Below are 21,395 nucleotides of genomic sequence, written 5' to 3'. Positions count from 1 at the left end.
CGCCCGAATGGGACGGGGCGACCCGGGATCGGGGCTACCGTCGGATGCGGAGCGACCGACCATCCTGGTCGCCGATCGACAAGGAGCACCATGACATCGCCGTCACCGACCGATGACCCGCCCGTCGACGCGCAGGCCCGCCTGACCAGCGGACACGACTTCTGGACGACCAAGCCCGAGGGTTCGTTGCCGTCGATCCTGATGACCGACGGCCCGCACGGTCTGCGTCGACAGTCCGGGGCCACCGACAACCTCGGGGTCTCCGGCAGCGAACCGGCGACGTGTTTCCCGCCCGCGGCCGGGTTGGCGCAGTCGTGGGATCGGTCGCTGGCGCGGCGGGTCGGTGCGGCCATCGCCGACGAGGCCCGCGCGCAGGGCGTCAGCGTCGTGCTCGGACCCGGCATCAACCTGAAACGCTCACCCCGCGGTGGACGCAACTTCGAGTACTACTCCGAGGATCCCCACCTGACCGCCGCGCTCGGCGGCTCCTGGGTGCACGGGCTGCAGAGTCGCGGGATCGGGGCATCGCTGAAGCACTTCGCGGTCAACAATCAGGAAACCGATCGGATGCGGATCAGCGCCGACGTCGACGAACGGTCCCTGCACGAACTGTATCTGCGGGCGTTTCGCCAGATCGTCATCGACGAGCAACCGTGGACGGTGATGTGTTCCTACAACCGCATCAACGGCGTGCACGCCACCCACAACCGTGAACTGCTGACCGAGATCCTGCGCGAGAGTTGGGGTTTCGACGGTGCAGTGGTCAGCGACTGGGGTGCGGTGGTCGACCGTGTGCGTTCGATCGCCGCCGGCCTCGATCTGACCATGCCGTTCCCCGGGCCACAGTCCGACGAGCGGGTCGCCGCGGCCGTCGCCGACGGCACCCTGGACGCCGACGCGCTGCGTGCCGCCGCGCATCGCGTGGTCGCGTTGGTCGGCAGGGCCACCGCGTCGACAGCCACTGGGTCGACAGCCACTGGGTCGACAGCCACTGGGTCGACAGCCACTGGGTCGACAGCCACGGATGCCCCGACCGCCCCCGTCGACCTCGATGCCCATCATGCTCTCGCCCGGGAGGCCGCCGCCGCGTCGATCGTGTTGCTGCGCAACGACGATGCCCTGCTGCCACTGTCGACCTCCGAACGCATCGGCGTCATCGGCGCCCTGGCGTCGCAGCCCCGGTATCAGGGTGGCGGCTCGTCGCATGTCAACGCCACCCGCGTCGATATGCCGCTCGACGAGATCGGTCACCGCGCCGACGGGGACGTGCCGTTCGCCGAGGGGTATCGACTCGACGGCACCGGCGATCCCGGTCTCTCCGAGGAGGCGGTGACGCTGGCACGGTCGGTCGATACGGTGCTGCTGTTCCTCGGTCTCGCCGACCGTCAGGAGTCGGAGGGTTTCGACCGCACCGACATCGACCTGCCCGCCGATCAGATCGCCCTCGCCGCCGCGGTGACGGCCGCCAATCCTCGCACGGTGATCGTGCTCGCCCACGGCGGTGTGCTGGCGGTGGCCCCGCTGGAGGCGCCGGCCATTCTCGACGGCGCACTGCTCGGGCAGGCGGTCGGTTCCGCTGTCGCCGACGTCGTGTTCGGCGAGGTGAATCCCTCGGGGCGACTCGCCGAAACCATTCCGATGCGGATCGAGGACACCGCCGACTTCCTGAACTTCCCCGGCGAGTCCGGGCACGTCCACTACGGCGAAGGACTGTTCATCGGATACCGCTGGTACGACGCCCGCGACCTGGACGTCGCCTTCCCCTTCGGACACGGGTTGTCCTACACCAGTTTTGACTACGCCGACCTGCGCGTGTCGGTCGACGCGGAGGCGACGATCGAGGCCAGGGTGACCGTCACCAACACCGGTCGCAGGCGCGGCCGCGAGGTCGTGCAGCTCTACATCGGTGTGCCCGGATCGGCGGTGAGCCGACCGATCCGAGAGCTGCGGGGATTCGCCGACATCGTCCTCGACCCCGGCCAGAGCGGCGACGCGACCATCGTCGTGGAGCCGGATGAACTGGCGTACTGGGATATTCGCGCCCACCGATTCGTGGTGGAGTCGGCAACTCACACCGTTTCGGTGGGAGCGTCGAGCCGCGACATCCGGGTGACCGCCACGGTGGATATCGTCGGCGATCAACCCCGCATCCCACTGACCATGGAATCCAGTGTGGCCGAGGTCCTCGCCGACCCGGTGGCCGCCGAGGGCATGGCACCGATCGTCGGCGCCATGTTCGACGGCGCCGACGCCGGTGAGGGCTTGGACCTGGTGACGATCATGGGATCGGTGCCGGTAGGTCGCATCGTCGACTTCTCGGCCGGCCTGCTGCCACCAGAGGTCTTGCGCGACATCCTCGATCGTGCCAACGCGGCACACTGAGCGGCGCACCGACCCGCCCGGCGACTACCCGAGGTGCGCTTGCGCCCCGGAGTTCTGCTTGTCCATCCGTTCCAGACGGCCCTCGGTCATCGACGCGATCTGATCGACGATGACCCGCTTGCGGGCCACGTCGTCGGCGGCCTGTTCCCAACTCGGCACGAACACTGGGTCAAGACCGCCGGGGGCCGCGGCGGTGAGCCACTCCCCCACCCGGTGAATCCGTTCCCGCTGCCGCGCCTGATGCGCCTTGTGCCGCGCGTTGGAGAAGATGAACCGTAGCGCAAGGGTTTTCAGGATCGCGACCTCGGCGGCGATCAGCGGCGGCACCGCCAGATCGGCGTCGTAGCGGGAGATCGAGCGCCCCCCGACGACCTCTCGGGTGCCGGTGATCGCGGCCGAGGCGAACCGGCCGATGAGCTCGCTGGTGAGACGCTTGAGTTTCACCGACGCATCCAGGCTGCCGTCGAACACGCCCACCGCCGCCACGATGTCCATCTGGGAAAGGCGTTGGGCCGCATCGATCAACGGCTCGGGTTCGAGTTCGGGAAACTCCTTCACGCCGATTTCGGCGAGGGTGCGCTGATCATCCGGGTCGGCCAGGGTCCGCAGATCGATGCGGTTGGCGATCACACCGTCCTCGAGGTCGTGCACGGAATAGGCGACGTCGTCGGCCCAGTCCATCACCTGCGCCTCGACACATTTGCGGTCCCCGGGTGCGCCACGCCGAATCCAGTCCAGCGCGGCGGCGTCGTCGGCGTAGGCACCGAACTTCACCTTCGGTGGCCGCCGCGTCCACGGATACTTCAGCGTCGCATCGAGCGATGCGCGGGTCAGGTTCAGCCCGGCGCTACGACCCTGATCGTCGAGGAGTTTCGGTTCGAGCCGGGTCAGGATGCGCAGATTCTGCGCGTTGCCCTCGAATCCGCCGATGTCGGAAGCGAAGTCGTTGAGCGCACGTTCGCCGTTGTGACCGTACGGCGGATGCCCGATGTCGTGGGCCAGACCGGCGAGCTCCACCAGGTCGGGTTCACATCCCAACCCGATTCCCACGCCGCGGCCGATCTGGCCGACCTCCAGCGAGTGTGTCAGCCGGGTTCGCGGCGTATCACCCTCGCGCGGCCCGACCACCTGCGTCTTGTCGGCGAGCCGACGAAGGGCAGCCGAATGCAGTACGCGCGCACGGTCGCGCGCGTACTCACTGCGGTGATCGGTCCGCGTCCCCGGGAGACTGGCCACCTTGGCACCCTCGGGCACCATCCGTTCGGTGGCCTCATCGCCGTAGAACGCGGTGGGCGGAATACCGGACCGCCCCGCGATGGGGGTACTAGTCAAGCACCCAGCCCCGGCCGACGGCGAAATCGGTGACGCGACGACGGATGGCGACGATCTGTGCGGCGGTCAGGTCGTCGGCGGAGTCGAGGAGCAGTTCGGTGAGTTCCTCGGTGAACGCCGCCGCGTCCAGGGAGCCGCTACCGCCGCGGGGACGGCGCGGGCGTTCGTTGCCGTGCCGGTCACCGCCGTGGCGATCGTTGTGCGAACGTCCACCGTGGTGATCGTCGCGGCGATGCGGGCGTGCACCGGCGGGCGCGTCGTCGGCCGGGGCACCCTCGGTTACGGCGACGTTGACCGCCTTGGCGCCGCGGTCGGTCTCCTCCACGTCGAAGGACACCTTGGCGCCCGGCTTCAACTCGTTCTCGTCGATGTCGATGTCGTTGATGTGCAAGAACACATCGGCCCCACCGGATTCCGGTGCCAGGAATCCGAATCCCCGATTCGCGTCGTAATGAACGACCTTGCCACTGACTGCCACGACTCTCCCACTCACTCTCTCACTCCGCGCACCACGGACCCCTTGCCCGTGCGGCGGTATGGACTCCAATTGTGACAGACAGCCGCAGGTCAGGCCCAGTCGGGAAATCCATGCCCGGTCCGGGCCCCGGTCAGGCGCCGAGCAGCTTGCCGCCGAGGTACTCCGCCACGCGATCCAGAGCGACACGTTCCTGGCTCATGGTGTCGCGCTCGCGCACGGTGACGGCCTGGTCGTCGAGGGTGTCGAAGTCGACGGTCACGCAGAACGGCGTACCGATCTCGTCCTGACGGCGATAGCGCTTGCCGATGCCCTGCGCGTCGTCGAACTCCACGTTCCAGTTCTTGCGGAGTTCGGCGGCGAGGTCCTTGGCCTTGGGCGAGAGTTTCTCGTTACGCGACAGCGGCAGCACCGCCACCTTGACCGGCGCGAGTCGCCGGTCCAGGCGCAGCACGGTGCGGGTGTCGGTGCCGCCCTTGGCGTTCGGCACCTCCTCCTCGGTCAGCGCGTCGCACAGGAAGGCCATCACCGAGCGGGTCAGGCCGGCCGCGGGCTCGATGACGTACGGGGTGTAGCGCTCACCGGTGGCCTGGTCGAAGAACGACAGGTCCTCGCCGGAGGCCTTCGAGTGCGTCGACAGGTCGAAGTCGGTGCGGTTGGCCACACCTTCGAGTTCACCCCACGGGTTGCCGGAGAACCCGAACTTGTACTCCACATCGACGGTCCGCTTGGAGTAGTGCGAGAGCTTCTCCTGGGCGTGCTCGTAGAGCCGCAGGTTCTCCGGATCGATACCGAGATCGACGTACCAGTCGAACCGCTGATCGATCCAGTACTGATGCCACTGCTCGTCCTCACCGGGCTTGACGAAGAACTCCATCTCCATCTGCTCGAACTCGCGGGTGCGGAAGATGAAGTTCCCTGGGGTGATCTCGTTGCGGAAGCTCTTGCCGATCTGGGCGATGCCGAACGGAGGCTTCTTACGCGCGGTGGTCATCACGTTCTTGAAGTTCACGAAGATGCCCTGCGCGGTCTCCGGACGCAGGTAGTGCAGACCCTCTTCGTCGTCGACCGGACCGAGGAAGGTCTTCATCAGGCCCGAGAACGCCTTGGGTTCGGTCCACTTGCCGGGCTGCCCGGTGTCCGGATCGTTGATGTCGGCCAGGCCGTTCTCCGGCGGGTGACCGTGCTTGATCTCGTACGCCTCGATCAGGTGATCGGCACGGTAACGCTTGTGTGTGTAGAGCGATTCGACCAGCGGGTCGGTGAACACCTCGACGTGCCCGGAGGCCTCCCACACCTGCCGCGGCAGGATCACCGACGAGTCGAGACCGACGACATCCTCACGAGAGGTGACCATGGTGCGCCACCACTGCCGCTTGATGTTCTCCTTGAGTTCGACGCCGAGCGGACCGTAATCCCACGCCGACCGGGTGCCGCCGTAGATCTCCCCACTGGGGTAGACCAGACCGCGCCGCTTGGCGAGGTTGACGACGGCTTCGACTTTGGACGGGGCGGCGGCCACGATGAATCGCACTCCAGGTGACGTTGGGACAGGTCACGGCCGATTCGCTGGTGATACCCACCGGCGATCGGCAACCCTTACAGGGTAGCCGCCGGGGTTGCGGCGGAAGAATCGTCGTCGGCGTTACCATCCCGGCATGGGGCGGACACCGTCGCGGCAGGCCTTTCCCGACGTCCTCGAGGCGGTGCAGGGCGGCGACACCGTCACCGTGCTCCGCCGGCTGCGCACCCTCGACGACACCACCATGATCGACGCGCGACGCTGGTATCGCGCGGTCGGACGCAAGACCGCACGCTCGGGGTGTTCACCAGGCGATTCAGGTGGGGTTGGCGATCGGCCTGTCCGAATGTTGGCGGTGCGGATGACGACCCGAGTCGACACATAGGGACACGCAGGAACGTGTCCCGACGGATCAGACCAGCGGCTTACCCAGCCGGTGCCGCACTCGGGTGTCGGCCAGCAGCAGCCGAAAGCCCAACTGCGACAACCACCGTGGCTTTCGCCGTTCCCGCGCGACGCATCCGGCGATGTACTCGTCGAACCACTGCTGGTCGTCGTCGGTCCAGTCCACCCGCATCGCGTCCCGGAACTCGGGCGGCAGATAGCCGACGGTGCGCCGGTACTTGACCGGGCCGAACCGCTTCTGCACCCATTCCGGCGCGTAGCCGAATCGCGCGATGCCGAGCAGGAAGTCGCGCACCTCGTCGCTGACCGAGATCCGGGAGACCCCCTCGGCCCAGTACTCGTCAAAGGCATCGCGGTCGGCCGGCCACATCTCGGCCGGCATCTGCAGGGTGGTACCCAGCACCTTGCCCTGCTGATAGAAGGTGTCCCGCAGTTCGCCGGCCAGGGGACCATGCACGCGTTCGTAGATGTCCTCGAGGCCGACATAGAGGCATGCGGCGACCCACAGCTGCAGGTCGGTGTTCATGGCGTTGTACTCGACCGGACTGTCCTCGGTGGAGCGGACCTGCGCGTGTTGCCGGTTGACCGCGTGACGAAAGCGACGTCGGTCGTCGGCGTTGCCGAGGATGGCCACGGCGAGATACGACGCGGTGGTGCGGGCCCGCTTGACCGGATGGCGATCCAGGCGGCCGCCCTCGACGGTGCTGCGTGCCACTCCGTACCCGACGGCCGGATTGGCGAGCTGCATGATGACGTTGGCGGTGCTCATCGTGTTGCCCATCGACATCAGCGATCGCGCGAAGACGTCGGAGGACAGGTTGTCGAGTTCGGTACGCGATAGACGAGCAGGTGCGGCCACAAGCATTCCCCATTCTGATAACGGACGTTTCCAGAATAACAGAGTCGGCGGTCATCGGGGCCGCGTCCGCAAATGACAACGACTTCCTTTAGCATGGACCCATGGAGCACCCCCCTCGGCCGTGCGATTCCGCGACTGAGCGCCGCGACGCCGCGGCCCGTGAAGCCGCCAGCGAACTCCTTCGCGCCCTGGCCGCCCCCACTCGCATCGCGATCGTGCTGTCGCTGCAGCAGGGCGCCAAGTGCGTTCACGAACTCGTCGGCAGCCTGGAGCTGAGCCAGCCGCTGGTGAGCCAGCACCTGCGTGTTCTCAAGGACGCCGGCGTGGTCCGTGGGCACCGCAACGGCCGGGAGATCATGTACGAACTCATCGACGACCACCTGGCCCACATCGTCACCGACGCGCTGGTGCATGCCACCGAGTCGCACGTCGCGTCCGCCGACCCCGATGTGGAGGCCGCCTCATGAGCGCCGACAGTTCCACTGCGCCCTCGCGCCCGGTCACCGGGGTGCGGTCCACCCGCCAGCGTGCGGCCATCGCCGATGCACTGGCCGCCAGCGATGACTTCCAATCCGCGCAAGAACTCCACGAGCGACTCAAGTCGCGTGGCGAGTCCATCGGCCTCACGACCGTCTATCGCAATCTGCAGGCACTCTCGCAGGCCGGCCAGATCGATTCCCTGTGGGACGGTTCCGGCGAAACCCGCTATCGACACTGCTCGAATGGACATCACCACCACCTGGTGTGCCGGGAATGCGGAACCACCGTGGAACTGCAGGCCGATACCGTCGAGCGGTGGGCCGCCGCCATCGCCAAGAAGCACGGATTCACCGACATCCACCACACCGTGGAGGTCTTCGGCGTGTGCGAGCGGTGTCAGGCCTTGGCGGCCCGGGAGTAGGGCACGCCTCACCGATCAGGCCGGTGTCACGTACCGACCAGCGCACCGGCGATGTCAGCACCGGTCACCAGCACCACATGCAGCACGGTGAGCAGCGCGACGTCGGAGATCCCGCCGATCGGGAAGGTGTAGTACAGCAGCACATCGGTGGTCACGCCGGTGGGATCGGAACGGCGTAGGCTCCCGAAACTCAGTGTGGCATCGTGACTTTCGACGTCATCGCGGAGATCGGAGGTGTTCGGGAGATTCACCGCGACAAGCTGGGTGACGCTGAGGACCTCGAGTTGCTCACCGAGTTCGACCACCCGGATCGACGCACGCGTCAGTCCCACCTGCACCACCACCGAGTCCGCGTCCCCCTCGACGACGTCACCCACCTCGGCCAGCAGGGCGGATATCCGCCCGATCGAGGTGCCACCGGTAGTACCCGCCGATGTCGAATCGTCGTGGCTCACCGGGGCTTCACTCCGCCGAAACGACGATCACGCGAGGCGTACTCGAGGCAGGCATCCCACAGATCACGGCGATCGAAATCGGGAAACAGCTTCTCCTGATACACCATCTCGGCATAGGCCGATTGCCAGAGCAGAAAATTGGAGGTGCGCCGCTCCCCGGAGGGACGCAAGAAGAGATCGACGTCGGGCATATCCGGCTCGTCGAGGTAGCGTGCGAACGACTGCTCGGTGATACGTTCCGGATCGATCTCGCCCGCCGCCGCACGACGAGCGATTTCCTTTGCGGCGTCCGCGATCTCGGCACGACCCCCGTAATTGACGCACATGGTCAGCGTCATCACGTCATTGTCCTTCGTGAGCTCCTCGGCCACCTCGAGTTCCTTGATGACGCTGCGCCACAACCGGGGTCGGCGTCCGGCCCATCGCACCCGCACCCCCATCTCGTTCATCTCGTCGCGGCGACGGCGGATCACGTCACGGTTGAACCCCATCAGGAAGCGGACCTCGTCAGGGCTGCGCGACCAGTTCTCGGTGGAAAAAGCATATGCCGACAGCCATTTCACGCCGATCTCGATGCACCCGCACACCGAGTCCATCAGCACGGCCTCACCGCGTTTGTGTCCCTCGGTGCGCGGCAACCCACGATCGGTGGCCCAGCGACCGTTGCCGTCCATCACCAGGGCGACATGATTGGGGACGAATTCGGCCGGGATCGCCGGCGGAATGGCTCCGCTGGGATGCGGGTCCGGTGGTCGTACCTCTGTCCGCGCCTCGGCGGTCTGCCGTTTGGCGGAGCTACCCGGCCGCAGCGCCATCGTCGACTCCTCTCGCACCCGATTCCACCAGCCTATGGGGAGCGGTGCGTTCGATGAGCGGCAGGGTGCGCAGCTGACGTTCCAGATGCCACTGCAGATGGGCTGCGGTGAGACCACTGGCCTGTCGCCGCAACGAATCACTGACCTCGACGGTGTGTTCCCACTGCCCACGGAACAAGGAATCCATCAGATCGAGCACGCCCGGCGACGGGGTGGCAGCGCCGGGCGGGCGGCAGTGCAGGCACACCGCGCCGCCGGCCGCGACGTGGAAGGCACGATGCGGGCCGGGCTGTGCACATCGCGCGCACACCTCCAGTGCCGGCATCCACCCGGCACAGTGCATGGCCCGCAGGAGGAAGGCATCGAGGATGAGTTGCCCGGGACGTCGGTTGTCGGCCAATGCCTCCAACGCGCCGACGGTCAGGCGCTGAAGTTGTGGGGCGGGTGCGCGTTCTTCGCCGGCCAGCCGTTCGGCGGTCTCGAGCACCGCGCAGGCGGTGGTGTAGCGGCCGTAGTCGGCGACGATCGCGTCGGTGAAGGCGTGCAGACTGTGCACCTGGGTGATGACGTCCAGGTTGCGACCCGGGTAGAGGTGGACGTCGATGTGGGCGAACGGCTCCAGCCTGGCCCCGAACTTCGACCGGGTCCGCCGCACGCCTTTGGCGACCGCGCGCACCAGACCGTGTTCGGCGGTGAGCATGGTGATGATGCGGTCGGCCTCGCCCAGCTTGTGCTGGCGGAGCACCACACCCTCATCCCGGTAGAACCTCACCGCGACATTCTGTCACCGACGGACGACAGGCACCGACGGTGACACACCCGAAGTCGACACACCCGAAGTCGACACACCCGAAGTCGACACACCCGAGTCGACACACCACGGCCCACCGGGATCCGCATCAGGTCCGCTCGACCGGCGAGTGATACGGCGCGGGTGAGGTGATGGTCGGTGTACCGGTCTTGTCCAGCTGCGCGGCGAGCCGCGTCGGCAGTGTCATCCCACCCGGATAGCGATGCCAGCCCTTCCGGTCGTACAGCCGGGTGCCCGCCCAGCCCAACAGCGCACCGATCGCCAGTCCGATGAATGTCTGGATGATCGACCGGCCCAGTCCCGCCGACCAGTCGGCATCGAAATAGAGGATGGCGCGCACCCCGAGGTAGATCAGATGCATCGGTTCGACCGCGGCGATCCAGGTGAACACGCGTGGACTGGCCTCGAGCGGCACCGTGCCACCCGAGGAGGGCAACCCCAGGATGACGAAGAAGATGAGGTTGAGGATGAGTCCGGGATTGCCGAATACGGCCATCATCGAACTCGCCGACACGCCCACCGCGAAGATGGCCAGGACCGAGAACGCCCACAGGCTGAAGGCATTGGGCAACGATGTGCCGACAAGCGTGCACACCCCGATGAACAGCGCCGACTGCACGAACGCGATGAGCGCCATGATGATCCACTTGGCGGCCAGTGTGCCCCACCGCGAGATCGCCAGCCGTACGCGCAGTTGGTAGAACGGCCCGAACTCGATGGGCGTCTGGCCCAGGATGGCGTCGACGACGATGCTCACCATCATCGCCCCGGTGAATCCGGCCAGGACGAGCAGCAGGGTGAAGTAGAACGCGGACAACCCGTTGGCCGACCCGGACGGCAGCGGCGACGGTTCGATGACCGACACCTCGACCGGTTTCCACAGGGCGAGTTGTGCCGCACCGGAGAAGGCCACGTCGGCCTTGGCAAGTTGTTCCCGCACGGTGTCGGTGAGTTGCCCGCCCATCTGGTCGTTGACCGCCGTCGACACCCGCTCGGCGAAGGTCGTGGTGACCGCCGAGGCGAAGGTTCCCGAGCCGCGGTTGATGAAGACGTCGATGGCCACCGGTTCCGGCCTGGCCTGCAGCACGGCCGCCTTGCCGAGCGCGATGGTCGAGTTGGTGAAGTTGGGACCGATGACGACCACGCCGTACACCCGCCCGCTGTTGAGTTCGTTCAGCGCGGTGGTGCGGTCGGTGCGGTGGACCGCGATCCCACTCTCGGCGGCACTGGTCACGATGCCGTCGGCCACCTGGTCGCCGTAGTTGACCTTCGCGGAGGTGCCGTCACCGTTGTCGAGAGTGCCGCCGGTGTCCTCGGCGACCATCGCGATCGGGAAGTCGTGCAGGTTCTTCTCGGGATCGGCGATGGCGCCCATGTACAGCGCCGCCATGAACGACATGATGACCACCACCAGCAGGAGCGGCAGCAGCCAGAATCGGGGTGATCCGAGTACTTCGGCGATCGTGGTGGCCGCCGACGCGTCCCGTTCGACCCCGGCGTGATCACCGAGGGCCGACGTGTCATCGACCTCATCTGATTCGTGCCTGCCCATCGACCGCCCTCCCTGTAGAACCGTGGTGCGCCGGCCCGAGGCTCCTCAGAAGCCCATGCGGCCCAACTGTTTCGGATCGCGTTGCCAGTCCTTGGCCACCTTCACATGAAGGTCGAGGTAGACCTTCACCCCCAGCAGCGCCTCGATCTGGCGGCGCGCCACGGTGCCGACCTCTTTGAGTCGCGCACCCTTGCGGCCGATGATGATGCCCTTCTGACTGTCACGCTCGACGTACAGAATGGCATGGACGTCAACCATCTCCGGCTGATCGGGGCCCCGATCGTCGCGCGGGATGATCTCCTCGATGACCACCGCCAGCGAATGCGGCAGTTCGTCGTGAACTCCCTCGAGCGCGGCCTCGCGGATGAACTCCGCCATCAGCACCTGCTCGGGCTCGTCGGTGAGTTCGCCCTCCGGGTAGAACGCGGGCCCCGGTTCCATCAGCGACACCAGCACATCGGTGAGCACGTCGACCTGCTTTCCCGACTTCGCCGAGACCGGGACCACCTCGGATTCCGGCCCTAGCAGTTCCGAGAGCGCCATCAACTGGGAGGCGACCTGCTCTCGTCCCACCCGGTCGATCTTGGTGACGATGCCGATCACGGTGGTGCGCGGCGCCATCTCCCGGACCTGGGTGATGATCCACCGGTCCCCCGGTCCGATCTTCTCGTCGGCGGGTACGCAGATGCCGATCACGTCGACCTCGGAGTAGGTGTCGCGGACGAGGTCGTTGAGCCGTTGCCCGAGCAGTGTGCGCGGTCGGTGCAGACCCGGGGTGTCGACGAGGATGAGTTGCGCGTCGGGACGATTGACGATGCCCCGGATGGTGTGGCGGGTGGTCTGCGGCCGGTTGGAGGTGATCGCGACCTTCTGGCCGACCAGCGCATTGGTCAGCGTCGACTTGCCGGTGTTGGGTCGTCCCACGAAACAGACGAAGCCGGAACGGAATTCGGTCATCGGCCGGCACCCAGCCGGTCCTGCACGCCGCCGGCGGCGTCGGTGATGATGAGATCCGCCGACGGGCTGATCTCGGCCAGCGTCGCCCGGCCCGGATCGTCGGGACCGCCACCGATCACGACGGCCGCCTCGAACGACTCGGCGCCACTGGACAGTGCGGTGGCCACGGCGACCTGCAACGCCGACAGCGACAGTGTCGTCGCCGCGACGTCCGCCCCGGCATAAGTGCGACCGTCGCCGTCCCGAACCGCCGCGCCGGTGGCCGATTGCGCCCGGCCGCGGGCTCCGCGGGCCAGCACGACCAGCTTCTGGTCCTCGTCGCTCAGTGGTTCGTGGGTGCGCGCTTCGGTCACATCGCCTCCTTGCGTTGTCTCGACGACCCGGCGTATTCGTCACGACGGTGGCCGTTGCCACCCGATCGCGACCGATCGGCGCCGCGGGCCTCGGCCTCCTCGGATCGGGTCACCAGCACCGTCGTGATGCGTTGGCGTCCCTGTCGATTAGGTCCGCCCTCGGCCACCAGGTCCAATCCGTGGGAACTCACCCGCGCACCGGGCAGCGGTACCCGGCCCAGCTCGAGGCCGACGAGCCCGCCCACGGTTTCCACATCCAGTTCGTCATCGTCGATGTCGATGTCGAAGAGCTCACCGAGGTCTTCGACGGGCAGTCGCGCCGACACCCGGTAGGTGCCGCCACCGAGATCCTCGATGGGGGCGACCTCACCGGAGTCGTATTCGTCGGTGATCTCCCCGACGATCTCCTCGAGGACGTCCTCGATGGTGACCAGGCCGGCGATACCGCCGTACTCATCGACCAGTAACGCCATGTGATTGTGGGTGCGGCGCATGTCCTCCAGCACCCGATCGAGCGGTTTGGAGTCCGGGATGAATTCGGCCGGGCGCATCACCTCGGCGACCGAGAACGCCCGCGCGTCATCACCGGCCAGCGACCGCTCCACGAGGTCCTTGAGGTACACCACACCGAGCACGTCGTCGGGGTTCTCGCCGATGACCGGGATTCGCGAATGTCCGCTGCGCACCGCGAGACTCGTCGCCTGCATCGCGCTCTTGTCCTGTTCGATCCACACCATCTCCGGACGCGGCACCATCACCTCACGGGCATTGGTGTCGCCGAGTTCGAACACGGACTGGATCATCCGGCGTTCATCGGCGGCCACCACTCCGCTCGCCTCGGCGAGATCGACGACCTCGCGGAGTTCGACCTCGGTGGCGAACGGTCCGTTGCGGAATCCCTTACCGGGGGTCAGTGCGTTGCCGATGAGGATCAGCAGTCGGGTGACCGGCCGCAGCAACACACCGGCGATCTGCAGCAGCGGCGCGGCGGCCAGCGCGATCGTGTACGCGTGCTGACGTCCCAGGGTGCGCGGGCCGACCCCGGCGGCGACGTAGGAGACCACGGCCATGCCCGCGATGGTGGCCACCAATCCCCAGCCGATGTCGAGTTCCTCGACGAGGACGACGGCGATCAGCGCGACCGCCGCGGTCTCGCACACCACCCGCAGCAGCACCGCCAGGCCCACATAGGTGGCGCGCGACGACAGCACACTCATCAGCCGTACCGCACCGGCGCGGCGTTCCTTGACCATGTCCTCGACGCGGGCGATCGACACCGTCGACACCGCCGTGTCGACGGCGGCGAACAGACCACTGATACCGACGAGGACGACCGCGCCGATGACGAACCAGGTGTACTGCGAGGCGGTCACTGCTTGTCCGGGCCCGTGTGCGGTCCACGCACCGAACCCTCGTCACCCCCCGCGTCGGTGAAGCCGATGTTGGTCAGGAGTCGGGTGTCGCGGTCGGATTGCCGCTGCTGCTGCGCCTGACGGTGCCGTTCGTCGTAGAAGCGCTCGAGCAGTTGGTTTTGCAGCCCGAACATCTCCTTCTCCTCCTCGGGTTCGGCGTGGTCGTAGCCGAGGAGGTGCAGGACACCGTGGATGGTGAGCATCGCCAGTTCGTGATCGAGTGAGCGCCGCGCCTCGCGGGCCTGCTTGGCGGCGAACTCCGGGCACAGCACGATGTCGCCGAGGATCGCCGGGCCGGGGTCGGCGGCGTCGGGACGTCCGCCCGGCACCAACTCGTCCATCGGGAAGCTCATCACATCGGTCGGTCCGGGCAGATCCATCCACTGCACGTGCATGTCGGCCATCGTCGACTCGTCGACGCACAGCACCGACAGTTCGGCGCCGGGATGCACATCCATTGCCTCCACGGCGAAACGTGCTGCGGCAAGGACCAATTCGGCGGGAACGTCGACGCCCGACTCGTTGGCGAATTCGATGGTCATGACCGCCGCCCCTGGTTGGCCGCCCGTCGGGCGGCCCGGTTACCGCCTCCGATCCGGTCGGAATCACGAAGTCTGCCACCGCGTTCGGCCTCCTCGGCGCGGCCGTAGGCGTCGACGATGTCGGCGACGAGCCGGTGGCGCACCACGTCGGCGCTGGTGAGGGTGGCGAAGTGGATGTCGTCGATACCGTCGAGGATCTGCGACGCGGCCACCAGGCCGCTGCGCGCACCGCCGGGCAGATCGACCTGGGTGGTATCACCGGTGACGACCACCTTGGAACCAAAACCCAAGCGCGTCAGGAACATCTTCATCTGTTCGCCGGTGGTGTTCTGCGCCTCGTCGAGGATGATGAAGGCATCATTGAGGGTGTTGTGCGTGAGCAGGAAGTCTTCGGTGACATATAGCGAATCCTCGGCGGCGACACGGATACAGACGGCCTCCTCGGTACCTGCGGGCTCGATGCTCTCGATGTAGCGCCTCGGCTGTTTATGGCCGGCACGTGCGTACTCCGCTGCCCTGTCCGGCGAACGGAATGGCGCAAGTTGCTCGGGCAACCCGATGTCAAGAACGTCACCCTTGACCCCGTCGAGGTCACGGGTATGTCGATCGACGACTCCGCCGAGGGACCGGACCAGGAATGCCATGTGATCGAGCCGTTGTGCCGACCGGCCGCGATACCGCACCACGACCGAGTCCGCCGACGCCTCCACCGACCCGTCACGGTCGAGCATTCCCTGCAGCACGCCCAACCTGACGGCGGGGCTGTTGAGGAGATACTCGTCGGGAATGCCGCGCTCGCCCGGCGCCAGGCCGAGCTGATAGGGATCGGTCATGACCGGCCGCGCATCGAATTCGACCGGGGCATCGAGTACCGGCAGCTCGTATCGATGACCGTGCGCCGCATGGAGATTGCCGATCATCTCCTTGGTCTCCAGAACCCGGGGGCCCTTGCCGCGGCGTCGATCCGATCGTGTGTACACCGACCAGAGGTGATCGGTGGAGCACAGTGTCGACGATCCGTCCTGAGTCGTCACGCGGACGATGTCCTTGAATCCCTGCGGGTACACACCGAGGACCTCGGTGGGTGTGCCGTTCGAGCCGATCACCTGGTCGCCCACCACCAACTCGCCGATGGCGCGGAAACCGTGCGGGGTCGCAACCTTGGTGGTCAACGGTTGTGCGCGACCACGCATATATGCCAGCGGTGCCACCTCGATGACCCCCGCAGCCATCAGCTTCGGGATCGACTCGGGATCCATCATGTCGTGCAGCGCGTCGTACAAGGGCCGCAGATACGGATCGATCTTCTCGCTGAGCGTGCCGGGCAGGAAGCCGAGTCGTTCGCCCGCCTCGACCGCCGGCCGGGTGAGGATGATCCGGTTGACGCTCTTGGACTGCAAAGCCTGGACGGCCTTGGCCATCGCGAGATAGGTCTTGCCGGTACCGGCCGGGCCGAGGCCGAACACGATGGTGTTGTTGTCGATGGCGTCGACGTAGCGTTTCTGGTTGAGCGTCTTGGGCCGAATGGTCTTGCCGCGCCGCGACAAGATATCGAGCGACAACACGTCCGCGGGCGACTCGCCCGATCCCTGCGACATCATCGAGACACTGTGGCGGACCAGATCCGGGGTCAGCGGCGTGCCACGACCGACGAGATCGACCAACTCGGCCAGGACTCTCTCGGAAACCGCGACGTCGGCGGAGGTACCGCGCAGGGTCACCTGATTACCGCGCACGTGGATGTCGGCAGGCAGAAGTTGCTCCAGCGTCCGCAGGTTGACATCGCTGGTGCCGAGAAGCCCGAACACCACCTCGGAGGGGACGTCGATGTTGGAGGTGACCACAGGTCTGCCCGTTGCGTTGCCACGCGTCGTCGCGCTCACGTCGGGGTTGTCGTCACTCACGTATCAGATCACTCCTGGTTGTCGGGTCTGCGATGTCGGTTCTGCCATGCGGCAATGCCCTAGTGTATCCCGCGTCAACCGCTGATCAGCGACCCATTATTCCGATCGCGGACGCTCGATGAGGACATGAGCGCCGTCAACGGAGTGGCGAGCGCCGTCAGTGACGTGGGAGGCGCTGTCAACGTGCAGCCGAGCGCTGTCGGGGACGGTCAGAGCCCGAGAGCACGGATCGTCTGGCGATTGCACACGCTGCGCGGATCGACGAAGGCGTCGTGGCCTTCATCGGCGACCACCACCAGTTCCACCGACTGACCACGCTCCCCGACGGCGCGGACGTACTCGCGGGCCAACTCGACGGGGATGGCGGTGTCCTTGTCGCCGTGGATCACCACGACGTGGGCGTCGAACGGCTCCTGATGCATGGGCGACGCCGCCCGGTAGCGGTCCGGGGCCTGATCGAAGGGTCGTCCCATCAATGCGCACACCGATTCGCGGCCGACCTGCCCGGCCGCCACCAGATCGAGCGCGGCACCCTGGGCGACGACGGTGGTGATCCGAGCCTTCTGCGTGTGCGCCCGCAGCTGGACCGTGGCCCAGATCGCGAGTTGCCCACCGGCCGAATGTCCCACCACCGCAACCGAATTCCAATCCACCCGATGCGCCACCGCTTCTGGGAGCCGATCGCGGACCGCGTCGTCGAACGCCCGGATCGCGGCGACGACGTCACGGCCGGTGTTGGGCCAGCCGCCACCGTCCTCGCCGACGCGGCGGTATTCGATGTTCCAGACCAGCGCGCCGCGTTCGGCGTACTGCCGGGCGATCGCCGACTCGATGGTCAGACCGAATTCCGTCGTCCAGTAACCACCGTGGATCAGCACGACCGGACGCATCACCGCGGGGAGGTCGGCCTCCTCGAGAGGGTGATAGATGTGCCCGAACTGCGACGGATGCTCGCCGTAGGCAACGCGCGTGCGATGCACCGCGCAACGCCGCACGCTCACCGCGCCCACCGGTGGGTGAGCACGCCGATCGCGCCGAGCGCCACCGCCGCCGCGGTGGAGGTCCGCAGGACCTCGGGCCCCAGCAGCACCGATTGTCCGCCGAGCGCGGTGAGGTCGGCGATCTCGGCGTCGTCGAGCCCGCCCTCCGGCCCGACCACCAACATGATCTCGGGGGCGTCGGCGCCGATCGCGTCGCGCAGCGAAGTCGTCGCATCCTCGTGCAGCACGGCCACCGATCCGCCGGCCGCGATGATGTCGGCGGCACGTGCCCGGATGTCGGTGGTCGTCGCGAGGTCGGTGACCTCGGGAATCCAGGCGCGTCGGCTTTGTTTGGCCGCCGCCGACGCCGCCGCCCGCCACTTGGCGACACCCTTGTCGGCCTTCCCCGCCCAGCGCGACACGCAGCGCACCGATTGCCACGGCACGATCCGATCGACGCCGGCCTCGGTGGCGAGGTCGACGGCGAGCTCGGAACGTTCCGACTTCGGTAAGGCCTGTACCGCGGTGACCACCGGTCGCGGACGGTCGGTGAAGTCGAAGCGGCGGACCACCGCGGTCAGCGTGTCCTTGCCGTGCACCTCGGATACCTCGCAGGTCCCCACGGAGCCGGCCCCGTCGCCGAGCGCGATGACCTCTCCGGGGTTGACGCGAGCGACCGTGACCGCGTGGCGACCCTCCGGGCCGGTCAATGTGGCGGTCGAGCCGGCGGGCGGAACCTCGTCGATCCAGAACAGCGGCGGACTCACGCGAGCCCGATCAGCGTCCGGCGAAGGCGTTGCGCAGACGCGAGAACAGCCCACCGGGGGCGGCCGCCGCCGACGTCGTCACCAGATCGATGGAGTCGTCGGACGCCTCACGCAACGCGGCGAGGGCCTCCGACTGTGCTTGGCTGAGTTTGGTCGGCACGGTCACGTCGAGGTGGATGTGCAGGGTGCCGCGCACACCGGTGTTCACGTGCGGCATGCCCTGGCCACGCAGCTTCACGACCTGGCCGGGCTGTGTGCCGGGTTCGATGGTCACCGTGGTGGTGTCGCCGAGAATCGTCGGGATGTCGAAGCTGCCGCCGAGCGCGGCCTCGGCGATGGGTACCCGAAGGGTGGCGTGCAGGTCGTCCTTGTCGCGGATGAACACCTCGTGCGGGCGTTCGCTGATCTCGACGTAGAGGTCGCCGGCGGGACCGCCGCCGAGGCCGATCTCGCCCTGTCCGGCCAGTCGCACGCGCATGCCGCTCTCGATGCCCGCCGGGATGCGGACGGTCATGGTGCGGCGCGACCGCACGCGCCCATCCCCACCACACTTGTGGCAGGGATCCGGGATGATCTCACCGGTGCCGTGGCAGGTCGGGCATTCGCGGACGGTCATCACCTGGCCGAGCAGCGACCGCTGCACCGCCTGGATCTCACCCGCGCCGCGGCAGGTGTCGCAGGTGACGGCCTTGGAATCACCGTTGGTGCCGGCGCCGTGGCACACATCGCAGAGGATGGCGGTGTCGACGGTGATCTCCTTGTTGACCCCGGACGCACATTCCTCGAGGTCGAGTTCGACGGTGACCAGCGCCGGTTCGCCGGGCTGCACCCGCGAACGCGGACCACGGTTACCACCGAAACCGCTTCCGAACCCACCGCCGGACCCGAAGAACGCCTCGAACACGTCGCCGAGGCCGCCGCCGCCGAAATTTCCGCCGAAGCCACCTGCTCCCGGACCGGCCAGCGGATCACCGCCGGCATCGACGATGCGACGCTTGTCCGGGTCGCTGAGCACCTCGTATGCGGTGGTGACCTCCTTGAAACGCTCCTCCTCGTTCGGATTCACGTCGGGATGCAGCTCGCGGGCCTTCTTGCGATAGGCGCGCTTGATCTCCTGGTCGGTCGCCCCCTGGGCCACGCCCAGGATTCCGTAGTAATCAGTTGCCACGGTCGTCTCGGTCCTTCGTCCTCACACACTCACGTTTGTTTCACCGGCCGGCCTCGCACGCGCGTCCCTGCGCGGCGGCCCGGGGTATACGGCCCCTGTGGTCACACCGGCTCGGTCGCACCGGGTGGGTCCCACCGGGAGGCCGCTCACCGCTCGGCGAGTACCTCGCCCACGTACTTTGCAACGGCGGCCACCGACGCGATGGTTCCCGGATAGTCCATGCGGGTGGGTCCGACGACACCCACACCGCCGAACACGGTGCCCGAAGCACCGTACCCCGTCGACACCACCGACGTTCCACGCAGGTTCTCGGTCTGGGTCTCCTCGCCGATCTGCACGGTCACCCGACCCATACGTTGGCTGGTGGCGAGCAGTTTGAGCACCACCACCTGCTCTTCCAGCGCTTCGAGGACGGAATCCATTCCGCCGTTCACCGGCGCGAAGTCGGCCGCCGCCCGGGCCAGGTTCGAGGTCCCCGAGAGCACCACGCGGTCTTCGCCGCGTTCGACGAGCGTCTCCACGAGCACCGTCGCGACGTTGACCGTGGCGTCGCGGATATCGGCCGGGGCGGAATTGGCCAGTTCCGCGACCGACACCGAGGCCTCCTCCAGCCGCTTGCCGTGCAGCGCGGTGGAGAACATGTCACGCAGCCGCACGATGTCGGACTCATCGAGGTCCTGCGCGAGGGCAACCATGCGTTGTTCGACCCGGCCGGTGTCGGTGATGACGATCAGCAGCAGCCGCGACGGCGACACCGTGATGACCTCGAGGTGACGGACCGTCGCGGTGGACAGCAGCGGGTACTGGATGACCGCGACCTGCCGGGTCAGTTGGGCGAGCAGGCGCACCGATCGGCGCAGCACGTCGTCGAGGTCGACTCCGGAGTCCAGGACCGACAGGATGGCGCGGCGTTCGGCCGCCGAGAGCGGCTTGACCTCGCTGATGCGGTCGACGAACATCCGATAGCCCTTGTCGGTGGGCACCCGACCGGAACTGGTGTGCGGCTGAGCGATGTATCCCTCCGCCTCGAGGACAGCCATATCGTTGCGTACCGTCGCGCTGGACACCCCGAGCGCGTGCCGCTCCACGAGCGCCTTCGAGCCGATCGGTTCCTGCGTCGACACGAAGTCGGTGACGATCGCCCGCAGGATCTCGAACCGCCGGTCATCGGTGGTCGACACGGCTGGACCTCCTCTCGAACCCGCTGCTGGCCTACAGTGAGTGAGTTCCATTCTACGAAACCGCAGCAAGAAGTCCGGTGCGGGCGAATCTCGGCGGTTCACCCCGGCGCGTCGCCCGACACCGACGGCAGGCAGGAAGAGTCGCGATGATCTTCAAGGGGGTCCGGGAGGGCAAGCCCTATCCCGACCATGGGGTGTCCCATCGCGGCTGGGCGACGATCCCGCCCCGCCAGTTCCGCCTCGACGAACTGATCACCGTGACCACCGTGTTGGCGCTCGACAAACTGCTCAGCGAGGATTCCACCTTCTACGGCGATCTGTTCTCGCATGTGGTGCGCTGGAACGGGGACCTCTATCTCGAGGACGGTCTGCACCGCGCCGTGCGGTCGGCGTTGCGCAATCGCACCATCATCCACGCCCGCATGCTCGACCTCGACGCACTGGACATGCGGCCCGGCGCGCCGTCGATCGATGAACAGCTCGCGGTCACCGACGAGTTGCCGCCCACCCGCGACACCACACCCCCACTGAGAGACATCTCGGGTGGTGGTTCGCATCGTCGGGCGACGCGCAGCACCGGGTGGACACCGCCGCAGCGCTGGTGACCGAACACCCGAATCCG

General features: G+C 67.2%; 22 protein-coding genes. 5 read left to right on the top strand and 17 right to left on the bottom strand.

Going from position 1 to position 21,395, the window contains the following annotated elements; all coding sequences use genetic code 11:
• Positions 1-90: 90 nt before the first annotated feature.
• Positions 91-2,382 (top strand): glycoside hydrolase family 3 C-terminal domain-containing protein, encoded by a 2,292-nt coding sequence (locus tag ABLE94_RS02410; RefSeq protein WP_348807943.1) that lies wholly within the window; start codon positions 91-93, stop codon positions 2,380-2,382.
• A 24-nt stretch (positions 2,383-2,406) separates the two neighbouring features.
• Here ABLE94_RS02410 and ABLE94_RS02405 read toward each other — a convergent pair whose 3' ends face one another.
• The 3 genes from ABLE94_RS02405 to ABLE94_RS02395 all read right to left on the bottom strand — a co-directional run bounded on the left by ABLE94_RS02405 (position 2,407) and on the right by ABLE94_RS02395 (position 5,723).
• Positions 2,407-3,714, bottom strand: a complete 1,308-nt coding sequence (locus ABLE94_RS02405) for a deoxyguanosinetriphosphate triphosphohydrolase (protein WP_348807942.1) — start codon at positions 3,712-3,714, stop codon at positions 2,407-2,409.
• On the bottom strand, positions 3,707-4,192 hold the full coding sequence (locus ABLE94_RS02400) for a cold-shock protein (RefSeq protein WP_348807941.1): 486 nt from the start codon (positions 4,190-4,192) through the stop codon (positions 3,707-3,709). The genes ABLE94_RS02405 and ABLE94_RS02400 overlap by 8 nt, the downstream gene beginning before the upstream one ends.
• A gap of 130 nt (positions 4,193-4,322) precedes the next feature.
• The gene (locus ABLE94_RS02395) at positions 4,323-5,723 is read right to left on the bottom strand and encodes a glycine--tRNA ligase (protein ID WP_348807940.1); all 1,401 of its coding nucleotides are present in this window, start codon (positions 5,721-5,723) and stop codon (positions 4,323-4,325) included.
• A 124-nt stretch (positions 5,724-5,847) separates the two neighbouring features.
• On the opposite strand from ABLE94_RS02395, the gene ABLE94_RS02390 reads away from it, so the two are divergent.
• Positions 5,848-6,096 carry a hypothetical protein gene (locus ABLE94_RS02390; protein WP_348804223.1) on the top strand — a complete coding sequence of 83 codons (249 nt, stop codon included), beginning with the start codon at positions 5,848-5,850 and terminating at the stop codon, positions 6,094-6,096.
• 27 nt (positions 6,097-6,123) lie between these two features.
• Here ABLE94_RS02390 and ABLE94_RS02385 read toward each other — a convergent pair whose 3' ends face one another.
• Positions 6,124-6,903, bottom strand: coding sequence for an oxygenase MpaB family protein (locus tag ABLE94_RS02385; protein WP_348804264.1), 780 nt, complete (start codon positions 6,901-6,903; stop codon positions 6,124-6,126).
• A 173-nt stretch (positions 6,904-7,076) separates the two neighbouring features.
• Between ABLE94_RS02385 and ABLE94_RS02380 the strand changes: the two genes are divergently transcribed.
• The gene (locus ABLE94_RS02380) at positions 7,077-7,442 is read left to right on the top strand and encodes an ArsR/SmtB family transcription factor (protein ID WP_348804224.1); all 366 of its coding nucleotides are present in this window, start codon (positions 7,077-7,079) and stop codon (positions 7,440-7,442) included.
• The gene (locus ABLE94_RS02375) at positions 7,439-7,876 is read left to right on the top strand and encodes a Fur family transcriptional regulator (RefSeq protein ID WP_348804225.1); all 438 of its coding nucleotides are present in this window, start codon (positions 7,439-7,441) and stop codon (positions 7,874-7,876) included. Before ABLE94_RS02380 ends, ABLE94_RS02375 begins: the two co-directional genes overlap by 4 nt.
• A 26-nt stretch (positions 7,877-7,902) precedes the next feature.
• On the opposite strand, the gene ABLE94_RS02370 is transcribed toward ABLE94_RS02375, so the two are convergent.
• From ABLE94_RS02370 to hrcA, 13 genes are all read right to left on the bottom strand, one after another.
• Positions 7,903-8,331, bottom strand: coding sequence for a hypothetical protein (locus tag ABLE94_RS02370; protein ID WP_348804226.1), 429 nt, complete (start codon positions 8,329-8,331; stop codon positions 7,903-7,905).
• Positions 8,328-9,146 carry an isoprenyl transferase gene (locus tag ABLE94_RS02365; protein WP_348807939.1) on the bottom strand — a complete coding sequence of 273 codons (819 nt, stop codon included), beginning with the start codon at positions 9,144-9,146 and terminating at the stop codon, positions 8,328-8,330. Before ABLE94_RS02365 ends, ABLE94_RS02370 begins: the two co-directional genes overlap by 4 nt.
• The gene (gene recO / locus ABLE94_RS02360; RefSeq protein ID WP_348804228.1) at positions 9,127-9,918 is read right to left on the bottom strand and encodes a DNA repair protein RecO; all 792 of its coding nucleotides are present in this window, start codon (positions 9,916-9,918) and stop codon (positions 9,127-9,129) included. The genes ABLE94_RS02365 and recO overlap by 20 nt, the downstream gene beginning before the upstream one ends.
• Before the next feature lie 127 nt (positions 9,919-10,045).
• The gene (locus ABLE94_RS02355; RefSeq protein WP_348807938.1) at positions 10,046-11,509 is read right to left on the bottom strand and encodes a YhgE/Pip domain-containing protein; all 1,464 of its coding nucleotides are present in this window, start codon (positions 11,507-11,509) and stop codon (positions 10,046-10,048) included.
• Positions 11,510-11,554: 45 nt separating this feature from the next.
• A complete protein-coding gene (gene era / locus ABLE94_RS02350) occupies positions 11,555-12,466 on the bottom strand; it encodes a GTPase Era (RefSeq protein ID WP_348804230.1) in 912 nt (303 codons plus the stop codon).
• On the bottom strand, positions 12,463-12,819 hold the full coding sequence (locus ABLE94_RS02345; protein WP_348804231.1) for a cytidine deaminase-like protein: 357 nt from the start codon (positions 12,817-12,819) through the stop codon (positions 12,463-12,465). Before ABLE94_RS02345 ends, era begins: the two co-directional genes overlap by 4 nt.
• Positions 12,816-14,192, bottom strand: a complete 1,377-nt coding sequence (locus tag ABLE94_RS02340; RefSeq protein ID WP_348807937.1) for a hemolysin family protein — start codon at positions 14,190-14,192, stop codon at positions 12,816-12,818. Before ABLE94_RS02340 ends, ABLE94_RS02345 begins: the two co-directional genes overlap by 4 nt.
• Positions 14,189-14,773 (bottom strand): rRNA maturation RNase YbeY, encoded by a 585-nt coding sequence (gene ybeY / locus ABLE94_RS02335; RefSeq protein ID WP_348804233.1) that lies wholly within the window; start codon positions 14,771-14,773, stop codon positions 14,189-14,191. Before ybeY ends, ABLE94_RS02340 begins: the two co-directional genes overlap by 4 nt.
• Positions 14,770-16,677, bottom strand: a complete 1,908-nt coding sequence (locus ABLE94_RS02330) for a PhoH family protein (protein WP_348807936.1) — start codon at positions 16,675-16,677, stop codon at positions 14,770-14,772. Before ABLE94_RS02330 ends, ybeY begins: the two co-directional genes overlap by 4 nt.
• Before the next feature lie 209 nt (positions 16,678-16,886).
• Entirely contained in the window at positions 16,887-17,657 is a 771-nt protein-coding gene (locus ABLE94_RS02325; protein ID WP_348808097.1) for an alpha/beta hydrolase family protein, read from the bottom strand.
• A gap of 17 nt (positions 17,658-17,674) precedes the next feature.
• Positions 17,675-18,424 carry a 16S rRNA (uracil(1498)-N(3))-methyltransferase gene (locus tag ABLE94_RS02320; protein ID WP_348807935.1) on the bottom strand — a complete coding sequence of 250 codons (750 nt, stop codon included), beginning with the start codon at positions 18,422-18,424 and terminating at the stop codon, positions 17,675-17,677.
• Between the two features lie 10 nt (positions 18,425-18,434).
• Positions 18,435-19,592 (bottom strand): molecular chaperone DnaJ, encoded by a 1,158-nt coding sequence (dnaJ, locus tag ABLE94_RS02315; protein WP_348807934.1) that lies wholly within the window; start codon positions 19,590-19,592, stop codon positions 18,435-18,437.
• A 146-nt stretch (positions 19,593-19,738) separates the two neighbouring features.
• Entirely contained in the window at positions 19,739-20,773 is a 1,035-nt protein-coding gene (hrcA, locus tag ABLE94_RS02310; protein ID WP_348807933.1) for a heat-inducible transcriptional repressor HrcA, read from the bottom strand.
• A gap of 146 nt (positions 20,774-20,919) precedes the next feature.
• Between hrcA and ABLE94_RS02305 the strand changes: the two genes are divergently transcribed.
• Positions 20,920-21,378 (top strand): type II toxin-antitoxin system VapB family antitoxin, encoded by a 459-nt coding sequence (locus ABLE94_RS02305; RefSeq protein WP_348807932.1) that lies wholly within the window; start codon positions 20,920-20,922, stop codon positions 21,376-21,378.
• The last annotated feature ends 17 nt before the right edge of the window (positions 21,379-21,395 follow it).

The sequence above is a fragment of the Gordonia sp. VNK1 genome, assembly GCF_040049135.1.
In the GTDB taxonomy this organism is placed as follows: domain Bacteria; phylum Actinomycetota; class Actinomycetes; order Mycobacteriales; family Mycobacteriaceae; genus Gordonia; species Gordonia oleivorans.
The sequence above is the reverse complement of the archived record's forward strand: the minus strand, read 5'-3'. Positions and strand labels throughout refer to the sequence as shown.